Origin of the sequence: Pseudomonas sp. GD03875 (assembly GCF_029840585.1) — a bacterium.
In the GTDB taxonomy this organism is placed as follows: domain Bacteria; phylum Pseudomonadota; class Gammaproteobacteria; order Pseudomonadales; family Pseudomonadaceae; genus Aquipseudomonas; species Aquipseudomonas paralcaligenes.
Window position 1 is genome coordinate 117,486 of record NZ_JAOCCV010000007.1, and the last position, 16,436, is coordinate 133,921.

15 protein-coding genes and 2 tRNA genes are annotated in these 16,436 nt (G+C 66.3%); 3 read left to right on the forward strand and 14 right to left on the reverse strand.

What is annotated here, in order from left to right; genetic code table 11:
• Positions 1-127: 127 nt before the first annotated feature.
• The 4 genes from N5D30_RS08425 to N5D30_RS08440 all read right to left on the reverse strand — a co-directional run bounded on the left by N5D30_RS08425 (position 128) and on the right by N5D30_RS08440 (position 2,640).
• A complete protein-coding gene (locus N5D30_RS08425) occupies positions 128-457 on the reverse strand; it encodes an AzlD domain-containing protein (protein ID WP_279903412.1) in 330 nt (109 codons plus the stop codon).
• Positions 457-1,167: an AzlC family ABC transporter permease gene (locus N5D30_RS08430; protein ID WP_279908599.1), complete on the reverse strand. Its 711-nt coding sequence runs from the start codon at positions 1,165-1,167 to the stop codon at positions 457-459. The genes N5D30_RS08425 and N5D30_RS08430 overlap by 1 nt, the downstream gene beginning before the upstream one ends.
• A 72-nt stretch (positions 1,168-1,239) precedes the next feature.
• Positions 1,240-2,067, reverse strand: a complete 828-nt coding sequence (locus N5D30_RS08435; protein WP_279908600.1) for an AraC family transcriptional regulator — start codon at positions 2,065-2,067, stop codon at positions 1,240-1,242.
• A 3-nt stretch (positions 2,068-2,070) separates the two neighbouring features.
• Positions 2,071-2,640, reverse strand: coding sequence for a GNAT family protein (locus N5D30_RS08440; RefSeq protein WP_220811090.1), 570 nt, complete (start codon positions 2,638-2,640; stop codon positions 2,071-2,073).
• Between the two features lie 165 nt (positions 2,641-2,805).
• Here N5D30_RS08440 and N5D30_RS08445 point away from each other — a divergent pair, with 165 nt between their 5' ends.
• The 3 genes from N5D30_RS08445 to N5D30_RS08455 all read left to right on the forward strand — a co-directional run bounded on the left by N5D30_RS08445 (position 2,806) and on the right by N5D30_RS08455 (position 8,490).
• A complete protein-coding gene (locus N5D30_RS08445; RefSeq protein WP_279908601.1) occupies positions 2,806-6,276 on the forward strand; it encodes a PAS domain-containing hybrid sensor histidine kinase/response regulator in 3,471 nt (1,156 codons plus the stop codon).
• 195 nt (positions 6,277-6,471) lie between these two features.
• Positions 6,472-7,170 (forward strand): pirin-like bicupin family protein, encoded by a 699-nt coding sequence (locus N5D30_RS08450; RefSeq protein WP_279908602.1) that lies wholly within the window; start codon positions 6,472-6,474, stop codon positions 7,168-7,170.
• Positions 7,171-7,236: 66 nt separating this feature from the next.
• Positions 7,237-8,490, forward strand: coding sequence for an MgtC/SapB family protein (locus N5D30_RS08455; RefSeq protein ID WP_279908603.1), 1,254 nt, complete (start codon positions 7,237-7,239; stop codon positions 8,488-8,490).
• On the opposite strand, the gene rmuC is transcribed toward N5D30_RS08455, so the two are convergent.
• The 10 genes from rmuC to rbfA form a co-directional block, all read right to left on the reverse strand.
• A complete protein-coding gene (gene rmuC, locus N5D30_RS08460) occupies positions 8,479-9,861 on the reverse strand; it encodes a DNA recombination protein RmuC (protein ID WP_279908695.1) in 1,383 nt (460 codons plus the stop codon). The two genes, N5D30_RS08455 and rmuC, sit on opposite strands and share 12 nt — an antisense overlap.
• 177 nt (positions 9,862-10,038) lie before the next feature.
• Positions 10,039-10,437, reverse strand: coding sequence for a sel1 repeat family protein (locus N5D30_RS08465; protein WP_279908604.1), 399 nt, complete (start codon positions 10,435-10,437; stop codon positions 10,039-10,041).
• Positions 10,438-10,921: 484 nt separating this feature from the next.
• Positions 10,922-10,998: transfer RNA gene (locus tag N5D30_RS08470), tRNA-Met, on the reverse strand.
• Positions 10,999-11,108: 110 nt separating this feature from the next.
• A tRNA-Met gene (locus N5D30_RS08475) sits at positions 11,109-11,185 on the reverse strand.
• A gap of 221 nt (positions 11,186-11,406) precedes the next feature.
• The gene (locus N5D30_RS08480) at positions 11,407-11,604 is read right to left on the reverse strand and encodes a CsbD family protein (protein WP_043308795.1); all 198 of its coding nucleotides are present in this window, start codon (positions 11,602-11,604) and stop codon (positions 11,407-11,409) included.
• Positions 11,605-11,646: 42 nt separating this feature from the next.
• A complete protein-coding gene (locus tag N5D30_RS08485; protein WP_279908605.1) occupies positions 11,647-12,015 on the reverse strand; it encodes a BON domain-containing protein in 369 nt (122 codons plus the stop codon).
• A 294-nt stretch (positions 12,016-12,309) separates the two neighbouring features.
• The gene (pnp, locus tag N5D30_RS08490) at positions 12,310-14,415 is read right to left on the reverse strand and encodes a polyribonucleotide nucleotidyltransferase (protein ID WP_220811096.1); all 2,106 of its coding nucleotides are present in this window, start codon (positions 14,413-14,415) and stop codon (positions 12,310-12,312) included.
• Between the two features lie 216 nt (positions 14,416-14,631).
• Positions 14,632-14,901, reverse strand: a complete 270-nt coding sequence (rpsO, locus tag N5D30_RS08495) for a 30S ribosomal protein S15 (protein WP_021700421.1) — start codon at positions 14,899-14,901, stop codon at positions 14,632-14,634.
• A gap of 175 nt (positions 14,902-15,076) precedes the next feature.
• Entirely contained in the window at positions 15,077-15,997 is a 921-nt protein-coding gene (gene truB / locus N5D30_RS08500; RefSeq protein ID WP_220811097.1) for a tRNA pseudouridine(55) synthase TruB, read from the reverse strand.
• A 2-nt stretch (positions 15,998-15,999) separates the two neighbouring features.
• Complete coding sequence (gene rbfA, locus N5D30_RS08505) at positions 16,000-16,377, reverse strand: 30S ribosome-binding factor RbfA (protein WP_220811098.1); 378 nt, start codon at positions 16,375-16,377, stop codon at positions 16,000-16,002.
• Positions 16,378-16,436: the final 59 nt, after the last annotated feature.

Below are 16,436 nucleotides of genomic sequence, written 5' to 3' on the forward strand. Positions count from 1 at the left end.
CACACCCCAAGTCGCACTCCGTTCTCCCTCTCCCTCCGGGAGAGGGCTGGGGTGAGGGTGGCATAAACGACTCGGAGTAGCCTGAAACTCCCTCACCCCTGGCCCCTCTCCCAGAGGGAGAGGGGAATCAGATCGGCATCTGCCCCAGCCACCAGCGCAGCAGGAAGAACACCAGCAGACCGCCGCCGATGGTCGCCAGCAGGTGGCGGGTCAGCGCTGCGATGGCGATAGTGATCAGCCCGGCCAGCAGGTAGGCGTTGTCCCAGGCCAGCGCCCAGGTCTTGCCGTCGGGCAGCAGCATCCCGGGTACCACAATGGCGGTGAGTACCGCCGTGGGCACGTAGTGCAGGCCCTGGCGCACCAGCGGCGGGAAACGTAGGTCGGGGAAGGCGAACAGGCTGTAGCGGGTGGCGAAGGTGATCGCCAGCATGCCGAGGATCAGTATCCAGTTCTCCATCAGAACACCTCGTCCTGCAGCAGGCGGTAGCGACGCTCGAGCACCACGCCGACGACGATGCCGGCGCCGGCCGCGGCCATCAGGCCGAGCTTGTAGGGCAGCCCGTGGCAGGCCAGGGCCGTGCCTGCGGCCACCAGCGCCGCGGCCACCTGCGGGCGGTTGCGCAGCATGGGCACGACGATGCCGATGAAGGTGGCAAGCATGGCGAAGTCCAGTCCCCAGGCGCCGATGTTCGGCACCGCCCGGCCGAACACCAGGCCGATCAGGGTGCAGGCCAGCCAGTTGCCGTACATCGCCAGGCCGGCGCCGAGGAAGTACCAGTGCTTGTTCGGCGAGGCATCGGTTTCGGCGTAGCGGTGCTGGACCACGGCGAAGGCCTCGTCGGTCAGCCAGAAGGCCAGCGGCACCCGCCAGCGCTTGGGCAGGTGGCGGACGAAGGGTTGCAGGGTGGCGCTGTACAGGGCATGGCGGAGGTTGACCACCAGGGTGGTCAGCCACAGCACGGCCAGGGTCGCACCGCCGCCCAACAGGCTGATGGCGATGAACTGGGCCGAGCCGGCGAACACCAGCACCGACATGCCGATGGTCTGCCAGGGGGTGAGACCGGCGGCGCCGGCCAGGCTGCCGTAGATGATGCCGAACGGCATGGCGCCGAGCAGCATCGGCAGCATGTCGCGCAGGCCCTGCAGGAATTCGTGTCGACGGGTCATGGAGCCTCCTTGAGCGCAGGAGGCTAGTCGACGACCGGTTCCGCCGTCTTGAACGATATTGCGCCGTCGCCTTCAGAAACCGGCACAGGCTCGGCGGTACTCGCCGGGGCTGACCCCGTAGCTCTGCTTGAACTGCCGGCTCAGGTGGCTCTGGTCGGCGAACCCCAGCTGCATCGCCACCTGCAGCGGCGCACAGCCGGAACGCAGCAGGGCCCGGGCCTGCTCCAGGCGGCGCTGTTTGAGCCAGGCATGCGGCGGCAGGCCGGTGGCACGGCGGAACACCCGGGCGAAGTGGAAGGGCGAGAGGTTGACCTGCGCGGCCAGCTCTTCCAGCGACGGCGGCTCACCCAGGCGCGCAGCAAGAAGGTCCTTGGCCAGGGCCACGGCTCGCGGCTCGCGGCCGGGCTCGGCCGGTTGGGGTAGCCGCGCGTGGCGCTGGAACAGCAGGAGAATCGCCTCGCGCCAGGCGGTCTGCTGCTGCAGGGCATTGGCATCGCTGTCGAGCAGGCGGTGCAGCTGGCCGAACGCCTGGTGCAACTCCACGTCCTGCAACACGCTGACGCCGAACGACGGCATGCCGCCGGCAGCCAGCCCGAGTTCCTCCAGCACACCCTGCACCTGCGCCGGCGCCGGGTAGAAGCCGCGATACCACCAGCCCTGTTCGTGGGCCTTGGAGCCGGTGTGCACCTCGTCCGGGTTGATCAGCACCATGCTGCCGACCGGCGCCAGATGGTCGCTGCCGCGATGGCGGAAGCGCTGGGCGCCGCCCTCGATCACAGTGAACACGAAGCCCTCGTGCACATGCGGTGAGAAGCGCTGCTCGATGTAGCGCGCATGCAGCAGCTCGACGCCGGTCAGCGCCCGGCTTTCCCAGAAGCGGGTGCGTTCGCCGCCGGCCATGCCTCAGGCGCCGAAGCGCGCCTCCAGGCCGGCCTTCACCTGCGGCCACTCGCGGTCGGTGATGCTGTACATCACGGTATCGTCGAGGCGGCCGTCGGCCAGGCGCCGGTGGTTGCGCAGCACGCCCTCGCGCTGGGCGCCGAGCTTGGCGATGGCGCTCTGCGAGCGCAGGTTGCTGGCGGCGGTCTTGAGCTGCACGCGCACCAGCTGCCACTCCTCGAAGGCGTGGCGCAGCATCAGGTACTTGATCATGCCGTTGAGGCCGGTGCCCTGCTGGCGGGTGTCCAGCCAGGTGGAGCCGATCTCGGCGGCCGGCAGCGCCGGGTTGAAATCGAAGAAGCGAGTGGTGCCGACCAGCTCGCCGGCCAGGCGGATGGCGAACACCACCGCCAGCTGCTCGCGCTGGTCGGACAGCGCGCTGCGGTACCAGTCCGGGCGCACGGTGCCGCTCATGTACTGCTGGGATTCGCGGTTGGCCTCGGCCAGTTCCAGCAGGCCCGGCAGGTCGCTCTCGACCAGGGGATCGAGGCGCAGGGCGCCCTGCTGCAGGGTGACGGGTTGGGGCTTGAACATGACGCGAACTCCGGTAAAGCGACCACGGCCGGCCACGCTATCAGGCGTTCATGAGCGACTCAAGCGGGCTGCGACCATGGTCGGCCTGACGAGTCGAACGCCGCATGCGAGACTAATCTCACTAATCCATGGTCTTGCTGACCATGCCCCACACGCGGAGTTCGCATGTCGCTGTCCGGCGGATTGATCGCCTTCGTCGCCCTGGCCTACATGGCCATCCTGTTCGCCATCGCCTTCTACGGCGACCGCCGCCGCACCCCGCTCAAACCGCGCCTGCGCGCCTGGGTCTACAGCCTGTCGCTGGCCGTGTACTGCACCAGCTGGACCTTCTTCGGCGCGGTCGGCCAGGCCGCCGGAGAGCTGTGGTCGTTCCTGCCGATCTACCTCGGGCCGATCATCGTCCTGCTCTTCGCGCCCTGGGTGGTGGAGAAGATGGTGGCGATCAGCAAGCAGGAAAACATCACTTCCATCGCCGACTTCATCGCCGCGCGCTACGGCAAGTCGCAGAGCCTGGCCGTGGTGGTGGCGCTGATCTGCCTGGTCGGCGTGCTGCCCTACATCGCCCTGCAGCTCAAGGGCATCGTGCTCGGCGTCAACCTGCTGGTCGGCACCACGCCCAGCCCGACCCGCGGCCAGGACACGGCGCTGATCGTGTCGGTGATCCTCGCCCTGTTCACCATCCTGTTCGGCACCCGCAGCCTGGACGTCACCGAACACCACCGCGGCATGGTGCTGGCCATCGCCTTCGAGTCGCTGGTCAAGCTGCTCGCCTTCCTCGCCGTCGGCGTGTTCGTCACCTGGGGCCTGTTCGGCGGCTTCGGCGACCTGTTCACCCGCGCCAGCCAGGCGCCCGCCCTCGAAGGCTTCTGGTCGCAGACCTTCAGCTGGCCGGCGATGCTGGTGCAGACCGGCCTGGCGATGACCGCCATCATCTGCCTGCCGCGCCAGTTCCACGTTGCCGTGGTGGAGAACATCGAGGCCAGCGACCTGCGCCAGGCACGCTGGGTATTCCCCATCTACCTGATCCTCGCCGCCCTGTTCGTGGTGCCCATCGCCCTGGCCGGGCAACTGCTGCTGTCGCCCGGCGTGCAGCCGGACTCCTTCGTGATCAGCCTGCCACTGGCCGAGGCGCACCCCGCGCTGGCCCTGCTGGCCTTCATCGGCGGCGCCTCGGCGGCCACCGGCATGGTCATCGTCGAGGCCGTGGCGCTGTCGACCATGGTCTGCAACGACATGCTGCTGCCGGCCCTGCTGCGCCGGCAGAACGCCGAGCGGCCGTTCGAGGCGTTCCGCCACTGGATGCTCAGCGCCCGGCGCGTGAGCATCGTGGTCATCCTGCTGCTGGCCTACGTCTGCTACCGCCTGCTCGGCACCAACGCCAGCCTGGCCACCATCGGCCAGCTGTCGTTCGCCGCCATCAGCCAGCTGGCGCCGGCGATGATCGGCGCGCTGATCTGGAAGCAGGCCAACCGCCGCGGCGTGTTCGCCGGCCTGGCCGCCGGCTGCACCCTGTGGTTCTACACCCTGGTCCTGCCGCTGGTGGCCGGCGGCCTGCGCTGGTCGCTGGACAGCTTCCCGCTGCTGCCGGAACTGCTCTACTACCCCATCGGCATCGAGGTGGACCCGCTGACCCGCGGCGTGGTGCTGTCGCTGACCGGCAACTGGCTGCTGTTCGCCTCGGTGTCCTGGTTCTCCCGCTCGCGGGTGTCCGAGCACTGGCAGGCCGGCCGTTTCATCGGTCTGGACACCGGCGCCAAGGCCAGCGGGCGCAACCTGCTGGCGGTGCAGGTGGCCGACCTGATGGCACTGGCCGCGCGCTTCGTCGGAGAGGAACGCGCGCGGCAGAGCTTCGTGCGCTTCTCCTACCAGCAGGACCGCCCGTTCACCCCTACGCAGAACGCCGACGCCGAGTGGATCGCCCACACCGAGCGCCTGCTGGCCGGCGTGCTCGGCGCCTCCAGCACCCGCGCCGTGGTACGGGCCGCCATCGAAGGCCGGGAGATGCAGGTCGAGGACGTGGTGCGCATCGTCGACGAGGCCAGCGAGGTGCTGCAGTTCAACCGGGCGCTGCTGCAGGGGGCCATCGAGAACATCACCCAGGGCATCAGCGTGGTCGACCAGAACCTGCGCCTGGTGGCCTGGAACCACCGCTACCTGGAACTGTTCGAGTACCCGGAAGGGCTGATCGGCGTCGGCCGGCCGATCGCCGACATCATCCGCTACAACGCCGAGCGCGGCCTGTGCGGCCCCGGCGATGTCGACGAGCACGTCGCCAAGCGCCTGTTCTGGATGCGCCAGGGCAAGGCCCACACCTCCGAGCGGCTGTTCCCCAACGGCCGGGTCATCGAGCTGATCGGCAACCCCATGCCCGGTGGCGGCTTCGTCATGAGCTTCACCGACATCACCGCCTTCCGCCAAGCCGAGTCCGACCTCAAGGAAGTCAACGAGAGCCTCGAACAGCGCGTGCTCGAACGCACCCGCGAGCTGTCCCAGCTCAACGAGGAGCTGGGCGAGGCCAAGGCCAACGCCGAATCCGCCAACCAGTCGAAGACCCGCTTCCTCGCCGCCGTCAGCCACGACCTGATGCAACCGCTGAACGCCGCCCGGCTGTTCTCCGCCTCCCTCGCCCACCAGCAGGAAGCCCTGCCGCGGGAGGCACAGGAACTGGTGCGCCACCTGGACAGCTCGCTGCGCTCGGCCGAGGACCTGATCACCGACCTGCTGGACATCTCACGCCTGGAAAGCGGGCGCATCACCCCCGAGCGCAGCCACTTCCCCCTCGGCCAGTTGTTCGACGCCCTGGGTGCGGAATTCAAGGTGCTGGCCCACGAACAGGGCGTGGACTTCCGCCTGGTGCCGTGCCGCCTGCGCATCGACAGCGACCCCCGGCTGCTGCGCCGGGTGCTGCAGAACTTCCTCACCAACGCCTTCCGCTACGCCCGCGGCCACGTGCTGCTCGGCGCCCGCCGCGACGGCGAGTGCCTGCGCCTGGAAGTGTGGGATCGCGGCCCAGGTATTCCCGAGGACAAGCGCAAGGTGATCTTCGAGGAATTCAAGCGCCTCGACAGCCACCAGACCCGCGCCGAGAAGGGCCTGGGCCTGGGCCTGGCCATCGCCGACGGCCTGTGCCGGGTGCTGGAGCACCATCTGGAGGTGCGCTCCTGGCCCGGCAAGGGCAGCGTGTTCAGCGTGCGCGTGCCGCTGGTGCGCGGCCCCGCCTCGGCGGTGGCGCAACCGGGTGCCGAGACCCCGGCCCAGGCCCTGGGCGGCGCCCAGGTGCTGTGCATCGACAACGAGGACAGCATCCTCGCCGGCATGCACAGCCTGCTGTCGCGCTGGGGCTGCCAGGTGTGGACGGCGCGCAACCGCCTGGAATGCGAACACCTGCTGGACGAGTCGGTACGCCCGCAACTGGCGCTGGTCGACTACCACCTGGACGAGGGCGACACCGGCACCGAGCTGATGGCCTGGCTACGCGCGCGCATGGGCCAGCCGCTGCCGGGCGTGGTGATCAGCGCCGACGCCCGGCCGGAACTGGTCGCCGCGGTCCATGCGGCCGGCCTCGACTACCTGGCCAAGCCGGTCAAGCCGGCCGCCCTGCGCGCCCTGATCAGCCGCCACCTGCCCCTGAACTGACCGTAGGGCGGGTGAAACCCGCGAGCCTTGTGCTGCTCCCCTTCCTATATGGAGTGCAGGCTTCACCCGCCCAACCAATCCAATAAAAGGATAGGTAGAAGCGGATTTTTGCGCTTTTTATCGCAACATAGTCGATAGATCATGCATCCATCCCCGGCGGCGTACTCCAGCGCCACCGGCAACGGAGTTTTCACCATGATCGAAGTACGCCCCTTCGCCACCCTGGGCCATGCCGACCACGGCTGGCTGAACGCCCGCCACCACTTCTCCTTCGCCGGCTACCACGACCCCGAGCGCGTCAACTGGGGCCGCCTGCGGGTGTGGAACGACGACGAGATCGCCGCCGGCAGCGGCTTCCCGGCGCATCCGCACAATGACATGGAGATCATCACCTACGTCCGCGAAGGCGCCATCAGCCACCGCGACAACCTCGGCAACCAGGGCCGCACCGAGGCGGGCGACGTGCAGGTGATGAGCGCCGGCACCGGCATCGCCCACTCGGAATACAATCGGGAGGACGTGACCGCGCGCATCTTCCAGATCTGGATCCTCCCCGACCAGCAGGGCGAGGCGCCATCCTGGGGCGCCAGGCCCTTTCCCAAGGGCGAGCGCGCCGGCCGCTTCGTGGTCCTGGCCAGTGGCCGCGCCGGCGACGAGGACGCCCTGCGCATCCGCGCCGACGCCCGTCTCGCCGCCGCCACCCTGGCCGCCGGGCAGAGCGCCGAGTATCCGCTGGGCCACCTGCGCAAGGGCTATCTCGTAGCCGCCAGGGGTCGCATCGAGATCAACGGCGTGACAGCCGAGGCACGCGACGGCGTGGCCGTGGCCGACGAGGACCTGGTGCGCGTCACCGCCCTCGAGGACAGCGAGGTGATCCTGGTCGACGTGGCTTGATCCAGCGCAGCCGGAGGCGCTCCGGCCGGTCTAGAATGGCGGCACCCAGCCCACGCGGACGCCGCCATGCCACCAGCCGCCGAACTCGCCCTGGACCTCGCCACCGCGCTCGCCGTCGGCCTGCTGATCGGCGCCGAGCGCGGCTGGCGTGCCCGCGACGGTGACGATGACCAACTGATCGCCGGGGTCCGCACCTTCGGCCTGGTCGGCCTTCTCGGCGGGCTGGCCGCCCTGCTCGGCGAGCGCTTCGGCGTCGCCGCCTGGGTCGGCCTGCTGATGCTGGTCGGTGCACTGGTCCTGGCCGGCTACCTGAGCGAGGCGCTGCGCAGCGGCGACCTCGGCCTGACCAGCGAGGTCGCGCTGATCCTCACCTTCGTCTTCGGCAGCCTGGTGTTCAGCCACGGCCGGGCGGTGGCCGCCGGCGGCGCGGTGGCGGTGGCCCTGCTGCTGAGCCTCAAGGAACCACTGCACCAGGGCCTGCGCCGGCTCTCGGCAGCGGAACTGTCCGGCGCGCTGAAACTGCTGTTCATCTCTCTGGTCCTGCTGCCGGTCCTGCCGGACCGGGGCTACGGCCCCTGGCAGGCCTTCAACCCCTACACCACCTGGTGGATGGTCGTGCTGATCGCCGCCATCGGCTTCGCCGCCTACGTCGCCGTGCGCCTGGTCGGCACCCGCCACGGCCTGCTGGTCACCGCTCTGCTCGGCGGCATCGTCTCCTCCACCGCCATGACCATGACCCTGTCGCGCCTGCACGACAACCGCGCATTGCACGCCCTGCTCGCCTGCGCCCTGCTGGCCACCTCGGCGCTGATGTTCCCGCGGGTACTGCTGGAGGTCGGCCTGGTCAATCGCGCGCTACTGCCGGAGCTGGTCCTGCCGCTGTCGCTGGCAGCGCTGGTGTACGCGGGCGGCGCGCTGGCCTGCTACCTGCGCGCCGGGCGCGAGGCCGCCGAAGGCCTGGCGCCGCCGCTGAAGAACCCCTTCGAACTGGGCCCGGCGCTGCGCTTCGGCGCCCTGCTGGTGCTGATCCTGTTCCTCATCGAGGGTGCGCGGGAAACCTTCGGCGACGCCGGCATCTATGGCGTATCGATCCTTTCCGGCATGACCGACGTGGACGCCATCACCCTGTCACTGGCGCGCAGCGCCCACAGCGACCTGGCGCCGGAACTGGCGGTGCGCGGCATCTACCTGGCGGCGCTGAGCAACAGCCTGGTCAAGGCGCTGCTGATCGTGCTGATCGGCGGACGCGCACTGGCCCTGCACACCGTGCCGGTGATGCTGCTGGGCTTGCTGGTCGGCCTCGGCGCGCTACTGCTGTAGCGGCTGCTCGTCGGCGTCAGCCTCGTCGAGCAGCGACAGGCCGGAGGCGCGCTCGATCAGCTCGGGCGGCAGGCTCTTGCTGGCGCGGGCGCCGAGCAGCTTGAGGGTCTCGACCCGGTTGATCAGGTTGCCGCGGCCCTCGCAGAGCTTGTTGCGCGCGGCGTCGTAGGCCTTGTCCAGCTGCTTGAGGCGGTTGCCGACCTCGTCCAGGTCGGCGATGAAGGCGACGAACTTGTCGTACAGCTGCCCGGCGCGCTCGGCGATGTCGCGGGCGTTCTGGCTCTGCCGCTCCTGGCGCCAGAGGCTGTCGATCACCCGCAGGGTCGCCAGCAGGGTGGTCGGGCTGACGATCACGATGTGCTGCTCGTAGGCCTCCTGGAACAGGCCGGGGTCGGCCTGCAGGGCGGCGGCGAAGGCGGCCTCGATGGGCACGAAGAGCAGCACGAAGTCCAGGCTGTGCAGGCCCTCCAGGCGCTGGTAGTCCTTCACCGAGAGACCGCGCAGGTGGCTGCGCAGGCTCACCACGTGCTGCTTCAGGGCATGGGCGCGGACCGCCTCGTCCTCGGCGGCGATCATCGCCTGGTAGGCGGTCAGGCTGACCTTGGCATCGACGATCACCTGCTTGTCGCCAGGTAGCTGGATCAGCACGTCCGGCTGGAAGCGCACGCCATCGGCGCCCTTCAGGCTGACCTGGGTCTGGTACTCGCGCCCCTTCTCCAAACCGGCGTGCTCCAGCACCCGCTCCAGCACCAGCTCGCCCCAGTTGCCCTGGGTCTTCTGGCCACGCAGCGCCTGGGTCAGGTTGGTGGCCTCCTCGCCCAGACGCTGATTGAGCTGTTGCAGGCGCTCCAGCTCCTTGCCCAGCGAGAAGCGCTCGCGCGCCTCGTTCTGGTAGCTCTCCTCCACCCGCTTCTCGAAGGCCTGGATGCGCTCCTTGAGCGGGTCGAGCAGTTGCCCCAGGCGCTGCTGGCTGGTTTCGGCGAAGCGCTGCTCGCGCTCGTCGAAGATCTTCCCGGCCAGCTCGGCGAACTGCGCGCGCAGCTCGTCGCGGGCGGCCTGCAGGTCGCTCAGGCGCTGCTGGTGGTTTTCCTGCTGCTCACGCAGCTCGGCGGACAGGGCGGCGCGCTGGCTCTCCAGTTCGCGTAGCTGACTCTCCTTGCGCTCGCGCTCGACGCCCCACGCCTGCGCTGCCGCCTGGGCGGACTCGCGCTCGCGGCCTAGCAGCTCGCTTTCCCGGCGCAGGGCAGCCAACTCGGCCTGCTGGCGGGTGCTCTCCTGCTGCTGGCCACGCAGATCGTCGAGGGCGCCGTCGAGCTGGGCGCTCAGCCCCTCCTGGGCCAGGCGCGCCTGGCTCAGCCTCTCCTCCAGCAGCAGCCGCTCGGCGGCCTGCGCAGCCAGCCCGCGCTGCTGGCGCCAGAGCAGCAGCGCCAGCGGCACGGCGCCTAGCAAAAGGCCGAGCAGCAGGTTGGTCGGGTCGAGGACGAAGGGAAGAGGCACGGGTGGGCTCGCTGTCGGTTCGGAATGCCCGGCAGTATACCCGCGCGGTCGTCAGGGGTTGAGGCGCTGCAGCAGGCGCGCGGCCTCTTGCGAACCCTGGGCGGCGGCCAGTCCCAGCCAGTGACGCGCCTGCTGCGGCTGGCAATGCAGACGCCCCAGTTCCAGCTGGGCACGCGCATCGCCGGCGCGCGCGGCCTGGCGCAGCAGTTCGAGGCCGATGCGACGATCACGGGCATTGCCGCAGTCGCGGCACAGCAACTGGCCGAGCCGGCTCTGGGCAGCCACCACACCCTGGCGGGCCGGTTGCTTGAGCAGGCGGCCGGCGAAGTGCTTGATGCTGGAGTGATGCCCCAGTCGGGGACGATCCAGGAGCCAGAATGCCAGGCGAACCGGCAGGCGGTTGCCAGAACCGGGCTGATGCTGAGCGACAATTGAAACGCGAGACTTCATGGAGGCAGGGGGCTGGCTTCGAGGCGCGCCACTCTACTCTCTTTTTTCGCCGGGTAAAGACTTGCCAAACACGCGGAAAAACGCTCTAGAACAATGACTCTAGAAATCCACAGAAGCTGTGGATAACTACGTGGACAAGTTGGTGGAAACCTTTCTCATCCCCCACTGTCCGTGGCTCTTCCTCAAACTGATGCTTTTTTCACCAATGAAAAATACCTTATTTTTCATATAGTTGAAAAATGATCACGAAGAATCAAGCAGTTACGAGACATTGTGACAGCAGTCTGACAAGGTGCATCATCGCTGTGCACAACCGCCAGCATGACCGTTGGCTTAGGGGGCGGGACGAGTCGAAGCGCCGGGGGAACGGGACATCGTTACCTGAAGCCGGTCTGGCGGGAAGAAGTCTGGCGTGGTCGCCGTCCTGAAAACCTCGTTCTGGTACAAGGCTGGAGGCGACTGGAGAAATACAGCTGAGGGGAATTGGTTGCGGGAGCCGGATTTGAACCGACGACCTTCGGGTTATGAGCCCGACGAGCTACCAGACTGCTCCATCCCGCGGCCGCCATTCTACTCACTGATAGAGTTCTGTCAATCGATTTTGTTTATTTGATCAGGAAATCAAATCGACAGAAAACAAAAAGGCCACTCATTCGAGTGGCCTTTCAAATTGGTTGCGGGAGCCGGATTTGAACCGACGACCTTCGGGTTATGAGCCCGACGAGCTACCAGACTGCTCCATCCCGCGGCCGCCATTCTACTCAAAGAGGAAGGGCTGTCAACCTTTTCCTCTGAAAAAATGTTTCTCCGTCAGATGTTTACAGCCGTGGGCTCATTCCGGAACCACCCTACAGGCCGAAACCCCGGCGAACATCGGACATGGATTCTGGAAACCCGAACTCCAGCCTCACCCAGATCGCACACAGCAAAAAGACCCCGAATGTCGGGGTCTTTTTGCCAGCGCGCTCGCTACAGCTTGCTGCTGAAGTCGCGCACTTCCTGCTGGGCACGTTCCTTGGTCCAGCCGTAGCGCTCCTGCAGCTTCCCTTCCAGGTATTCGCTATGGCCCTCGACGATATCCAGGTCGTCGTTGGTCAGGTTGCCCCAGCGCTCCTGGATACGACCCGAGAGCTGCTTCCATTTGCCTTTGATGACATCGGAATTCATGAAATTGCCTCCAGATCACTGCCGGACCGGCAGCTCAGTAGGTTATTCGGTGGATTTCAGGCCATCGGCGGAAACGGCTTTCACGCCTTTGATGGTCTTGGCTTTTTCCACGGCCAGGTCACGCTCGGCATCGGTCGGCACCACACCGGAGAGCGAGACCACGCCCTGGTTGGTCTCTACCTTGATGTCGAGGCCGCTGATGCTGTCATCGGCCAGGAAGCTGGCTTTCACCTTGCTGGTGATCCAGGTGTCGGTGACCGCCTCTTCCGCGTCATTGACGGTCTCGTTGGCCGCCAGCTGCAGCGGCTGCTGCGCAGCGAGTTCTTCTGCAAAGGCGGCGTTGCCCAGCGGCAGGCCCATGGCGGCGGCAGTAACAGCGGCAAGAGTCCACTTGTTGAACGACTTTTTCATGGCGATCCACTCCTGATTGCTTCTTCTGAAGTATTCGCAGCCAACTCCTGGCTGCGCTTGCACAAGGGATATCGCAAGCGCTGTGCCAGCCTGATCTTAAAATTTTTCTCTTATTTATCAGTTAGTTAAAAAATCCATACGCTCAATCTGGCATGCAAAATGCCGCAAGCGGCCAAATCGGCCGTGCAGATTGCAAGGATCGGAGAGGTGCCATTACGGCTCGTGATGCCAAGCGGACTCCCAGAAACGAAAAAAGGGCCCCGTAGGGCCCTTTTCTCGCTGCGAGCTTAAGGCTTAAACGCCGGAAGCCTCGGCGGCGGCAACGTCCTTGATCGACAGCTTGATGCGGCCGCGGTTGTCCACGTCCAGCACCAGGACCTTCACTTCCTGGCCTTCCTGCAGAACGTCGGTGACTTTCTCGACGCGCTGATCGCTCAGCATCGAGATGTGCACCAGGCCGTCCTTGCCCGGCAGGATGTTGACGAAGGCGCCGAAGTCGACGATGCGCTCGACGCGGCCGACGTAGATCTTGCCGATCTCGGCCTCGGCGGTGATCGCCAGCACACGCTGCTTGGCAGCCTCGGCCGCTTCCTTGGTCTCGCCGAAGATCTTGATCGAGCCGTCGTCCTCGATGTCGATGGAGGCCTTGGTCTCTTCGCAGATACCACGGATGGTGGCGCCACCCTTGCCGATGACGTCGCGGATCTTGTCCTGGTCGATCTTCATCGCCAGCATGGTCGGGGCGTTGGCCGACAGCTCGGTACGCGACTGGGCGATGACCTTGTTCATCTGACCGAGGATGTTCAGGCGCGCTTCCAGGGCCTGGTTCAGGGCGATCTCCATGATCTCTTCGGTGATGCCCTGGATCTTGATGTCCATCTGCAGCGCGGTCACGCCATTGGCGGTACCGGCAACCTTGAAGTCCATGTCGCCCAGGTGGTCTTCGTCACCGAGGATGTCGGTCAGTACGGCGAACTTGTCGCCTTCCTTGACCAGGCCCATGGCGATACCGGCAACCGGCGCCTTCATCGGCACACCGGCGTCCATCAGGGCCAGGGAAGCGCCGCAGACCGAGGCCATGGAGGACGAGCCGTTGGACTCAGTGATTTCCGAGACGATACGGATGGTGTACGGGAACTCGTCGGCAGCCGGCAGCATGGCGGCTACGCCACGACGGGCCAGACGACCGTGGCCGATCTCGCGGCGACCGGTGGCACCCATGCGACCACACTCGCCGACCGAGTACGGCGGGAAGTTGTAGTGCAGCATGAAGGGGTCTTTCTTCTCGCCTTCCAGGGTATCGAGCAGCTGCGCGTCGCGGGCGGTGCCGAGGGTGGCAACCACCAGGGCCTGGGTTTCGCCACGGGTGAACAGGGCCGAACCGTGGGTCTTGTCGAGCACGCCAACTTCGATGTTCAGGCCACGTACGGTGCGGGTGTCGCGACCGTCGATACGCGGCTTGCCGTTGACGATGTTCTCGCGCACGGTGCGGTATTCGATCAGGCCGAAGGCGTCTTTGACTTCGCCGGAGGACGGCTGGCCTTCTTCGCCGGAGAACTTGGCGACGACCTGGTCGCGCAGCTCGTCGAGACGGTTGTAGCGGTCCTGCTTGATGGTGATGGTGTAGGCCTGGGAGATGGCCTCGCCGAACTCGGCCTTGATAGCGCTGAGCAGAGCGGTGTTCTCGGCCGGGGCGGTCCAGTTCCAGCGCGGCTTGCCGGTTTCGGCAGCCAGTTCGCCAACGGCCTTGATCACGGCCTGGAACTCGTCATGGGCGAACAGCACGGCGCCCAGCATCTGGTCTTCGGTCAGCTCCTTGGCTTCGGATTCGACCATCAGCACGGCGTCCTTGGTACCGGCCACGACCATGTCCAGGCTGGAGGCCTTGAGCTGCTCGTAGGTCGGGTTCAACAGGTAGCCGGTTTCCGGGTGGAAGGCCACGCGCGCGGCGCCGATCGGGCCGTCGAACGGAATGCCGGAGATGGCCAGGGCGGCCGAGGTGCCGATCATCGCGGCGATGTCCGGGTCGGTCTTCTTGCTGGTGGAGACCACGGTGCAGATGACCTGCACTTCGTTGAGGAAGCCTTCCGGGAACAGCGGGCGGATCGGACGGTCGATCAGGCGCGAGGTCAGGGTCTCTTTCTCGGAAGGACGCGCTTCACGCTTGAAGAAGCCGCCAGGGATCTTGCCGGCAGCGTAGGTTTTTTCCTGGTAATGCACGGACAGCGGGAAGAAGCCCTTGCCCGGATCGGCCTGCTTGGCGCCAACCACGGTGCACAGCACGCTGACATCGTTATCCACGGTAACCAGAACGGCACCGGAGGCCTGACGGGCAATGCGCCCGGTTTCGAGGGTGACGGTCGACTGACCAAACTGGAACTTTTTAATAACCGGAGTCACGGTATTTTCCTTCTCTTTGTTGCCTTGGGGGAAACTGCTGCAACAGGGGTCTACTGCCCCTGAAACCTGTTCAGAACTCGGCTCGTCGGAACCGGTTTTTGAACGGGCTTCAAATTCCGCTCTGTAGAAAGCCAGAAGCTGGAAGGCCGAAGCCTCGGGCCGGTATCAACCGACCTGCGACTCCGAGCTTCCAGCTTCTCACTTCAGGTGTACGTCTTAGCGACGCAGACCCAGGCGACCGATGAGGGCGCTGTAACGACTGGTGTCCTTACCCTTCAGGTAGTCCAGCAGCTTGCGGCGCTGGTTGACCATGCGGATCAGGCCACGACGCGAGTGGTGGTCTTTGCCGTTGGCCTTGAAGTGGTCCTGCAGCTTGTTGATGTTGGCGGTCAGCAGGGCAACCTGCACTTCCGGAGAACCGGTATCGCCTTCAGCTTGCTTGTAGTCGTTAACGATCTGGGCTTTTTCTTCAACGCTCAGTGCCATGGTAATGGGCTCCTAGAGTGAACAGGCCGGGAGCGACTCCCGTGTTTTAAATGGAGGTATGACCGCGCCTGTTGACAGCCACCCTCTTGGCCGCGCCCGAACGAATTCGCCCGCGGTTCCGGCCATTCGACCGAATCAGTTGCCCGGGACCAGAGCCCGGGACTTTCCAACGGCATCAGGTGCCGGTGTAGATCAATCGCTTCGGCGCGATGCGCCCGTCTTCGCTCACTTCACCGATGCCGATGAAGCGACCGTTGTGATCCTGCACCCGGACCATGCCGAACTTCGGCGCTTCCGGGGCGCGTACCGGCTGGCCATGCAGCCAGTAGTACGAACTGTGCTCGCTGAACTGCAGCAGCGGCCAGTGCTCCAGGCCACTGTCCGACGGCAGCAGGAAGCGATCCAGCGCCTCGTTGCCGCCTTCGGCGTGCACGCGTTCCAGTTCCTCCAGCGTCACCGTCTGTGCCAGGCCGAACGGCCCGGCCTGGGTGCGACGCAGCTCGGCGACGTGGGCGCCACAGCCCAGCTCGCGACCCAGATCCTCCACCAGGGTACGGATATAGGTGCCCTTGCTGCAGGCGACGGAGAGACGCAGCTGCGCATTCTCCAGTCCGAGCAAATCCAGGCGCGCGATAGTAACAGATCGCGCCTCGCGCTCCACTACTTCGCCGGCCCGTGCCAGCTTGTACAGCGGCTGGCCATCCTTCTTCAGGGCCGAATACATCGGCGGTATCTGCTTGATTTCACCACGGAAACGCGGCAGCTGCGCCTCCACGGCGTCCCGACCGACGGTCACCTCGCGGCGTTCGAGCACTTCCCCCTCGGCATCGCCGGTGGTGGTGGTGACGCCCAGCTGGGCCACGGTCTCGTAGCCCTTGTCGGCATCCAGCAGGTACTGGGAGAACTTGGTGGCCTCGCCGAAGCACAGCGGCAGCACGCCGGTGGCCAGCGGATCGAGGCTGCCGGTGTGCCCGGCCTTCTCGGCATTGAGCAACCAGCGCACCTTCTGCAGGGCCTGGTTGGAACTCATGCCGCGCGGCTTGTCGAGGACCAGGATGCCGCTGACATTGCGGCGGATACGTTTTACCTGGGCCACGCTCAATCGTCCTGGTGCTTGCTGTCTTCGGAAACCGCACGCTCGATCAGCGCCGACAGATGGGCGCCGCGCGAGATGCTCTCGTCGTAGTGGAAATGCAGCTGCGGCACGCTGCGCAGCTTCATCGCCTTGCCCAGCAGCATGCGCAGGTAGCCGGCGGCATCGTTGAGCACTTCCAGGTTGAGCTTGATCTTGTCGGTGTCGTTCTCGCCCATCAGGGTGACGAACACCTTGGCGTGGCCGACGTCACGGCTGACATCGACGGCGGTGATGGTGACGAAACCCAGGCGCGGGTCCTTGACCTCGCGCGGGATCAACTGCGCCAGCTCGCGTTGCATCTGATCGCCGATGCGCTGGGTGCGGCTATATTCTTTGGCCATTTTTCCTACCTCTCCCACCGACACGGCCAGCGGGCTCAAAAGCGGCAAACGCCCGGCCG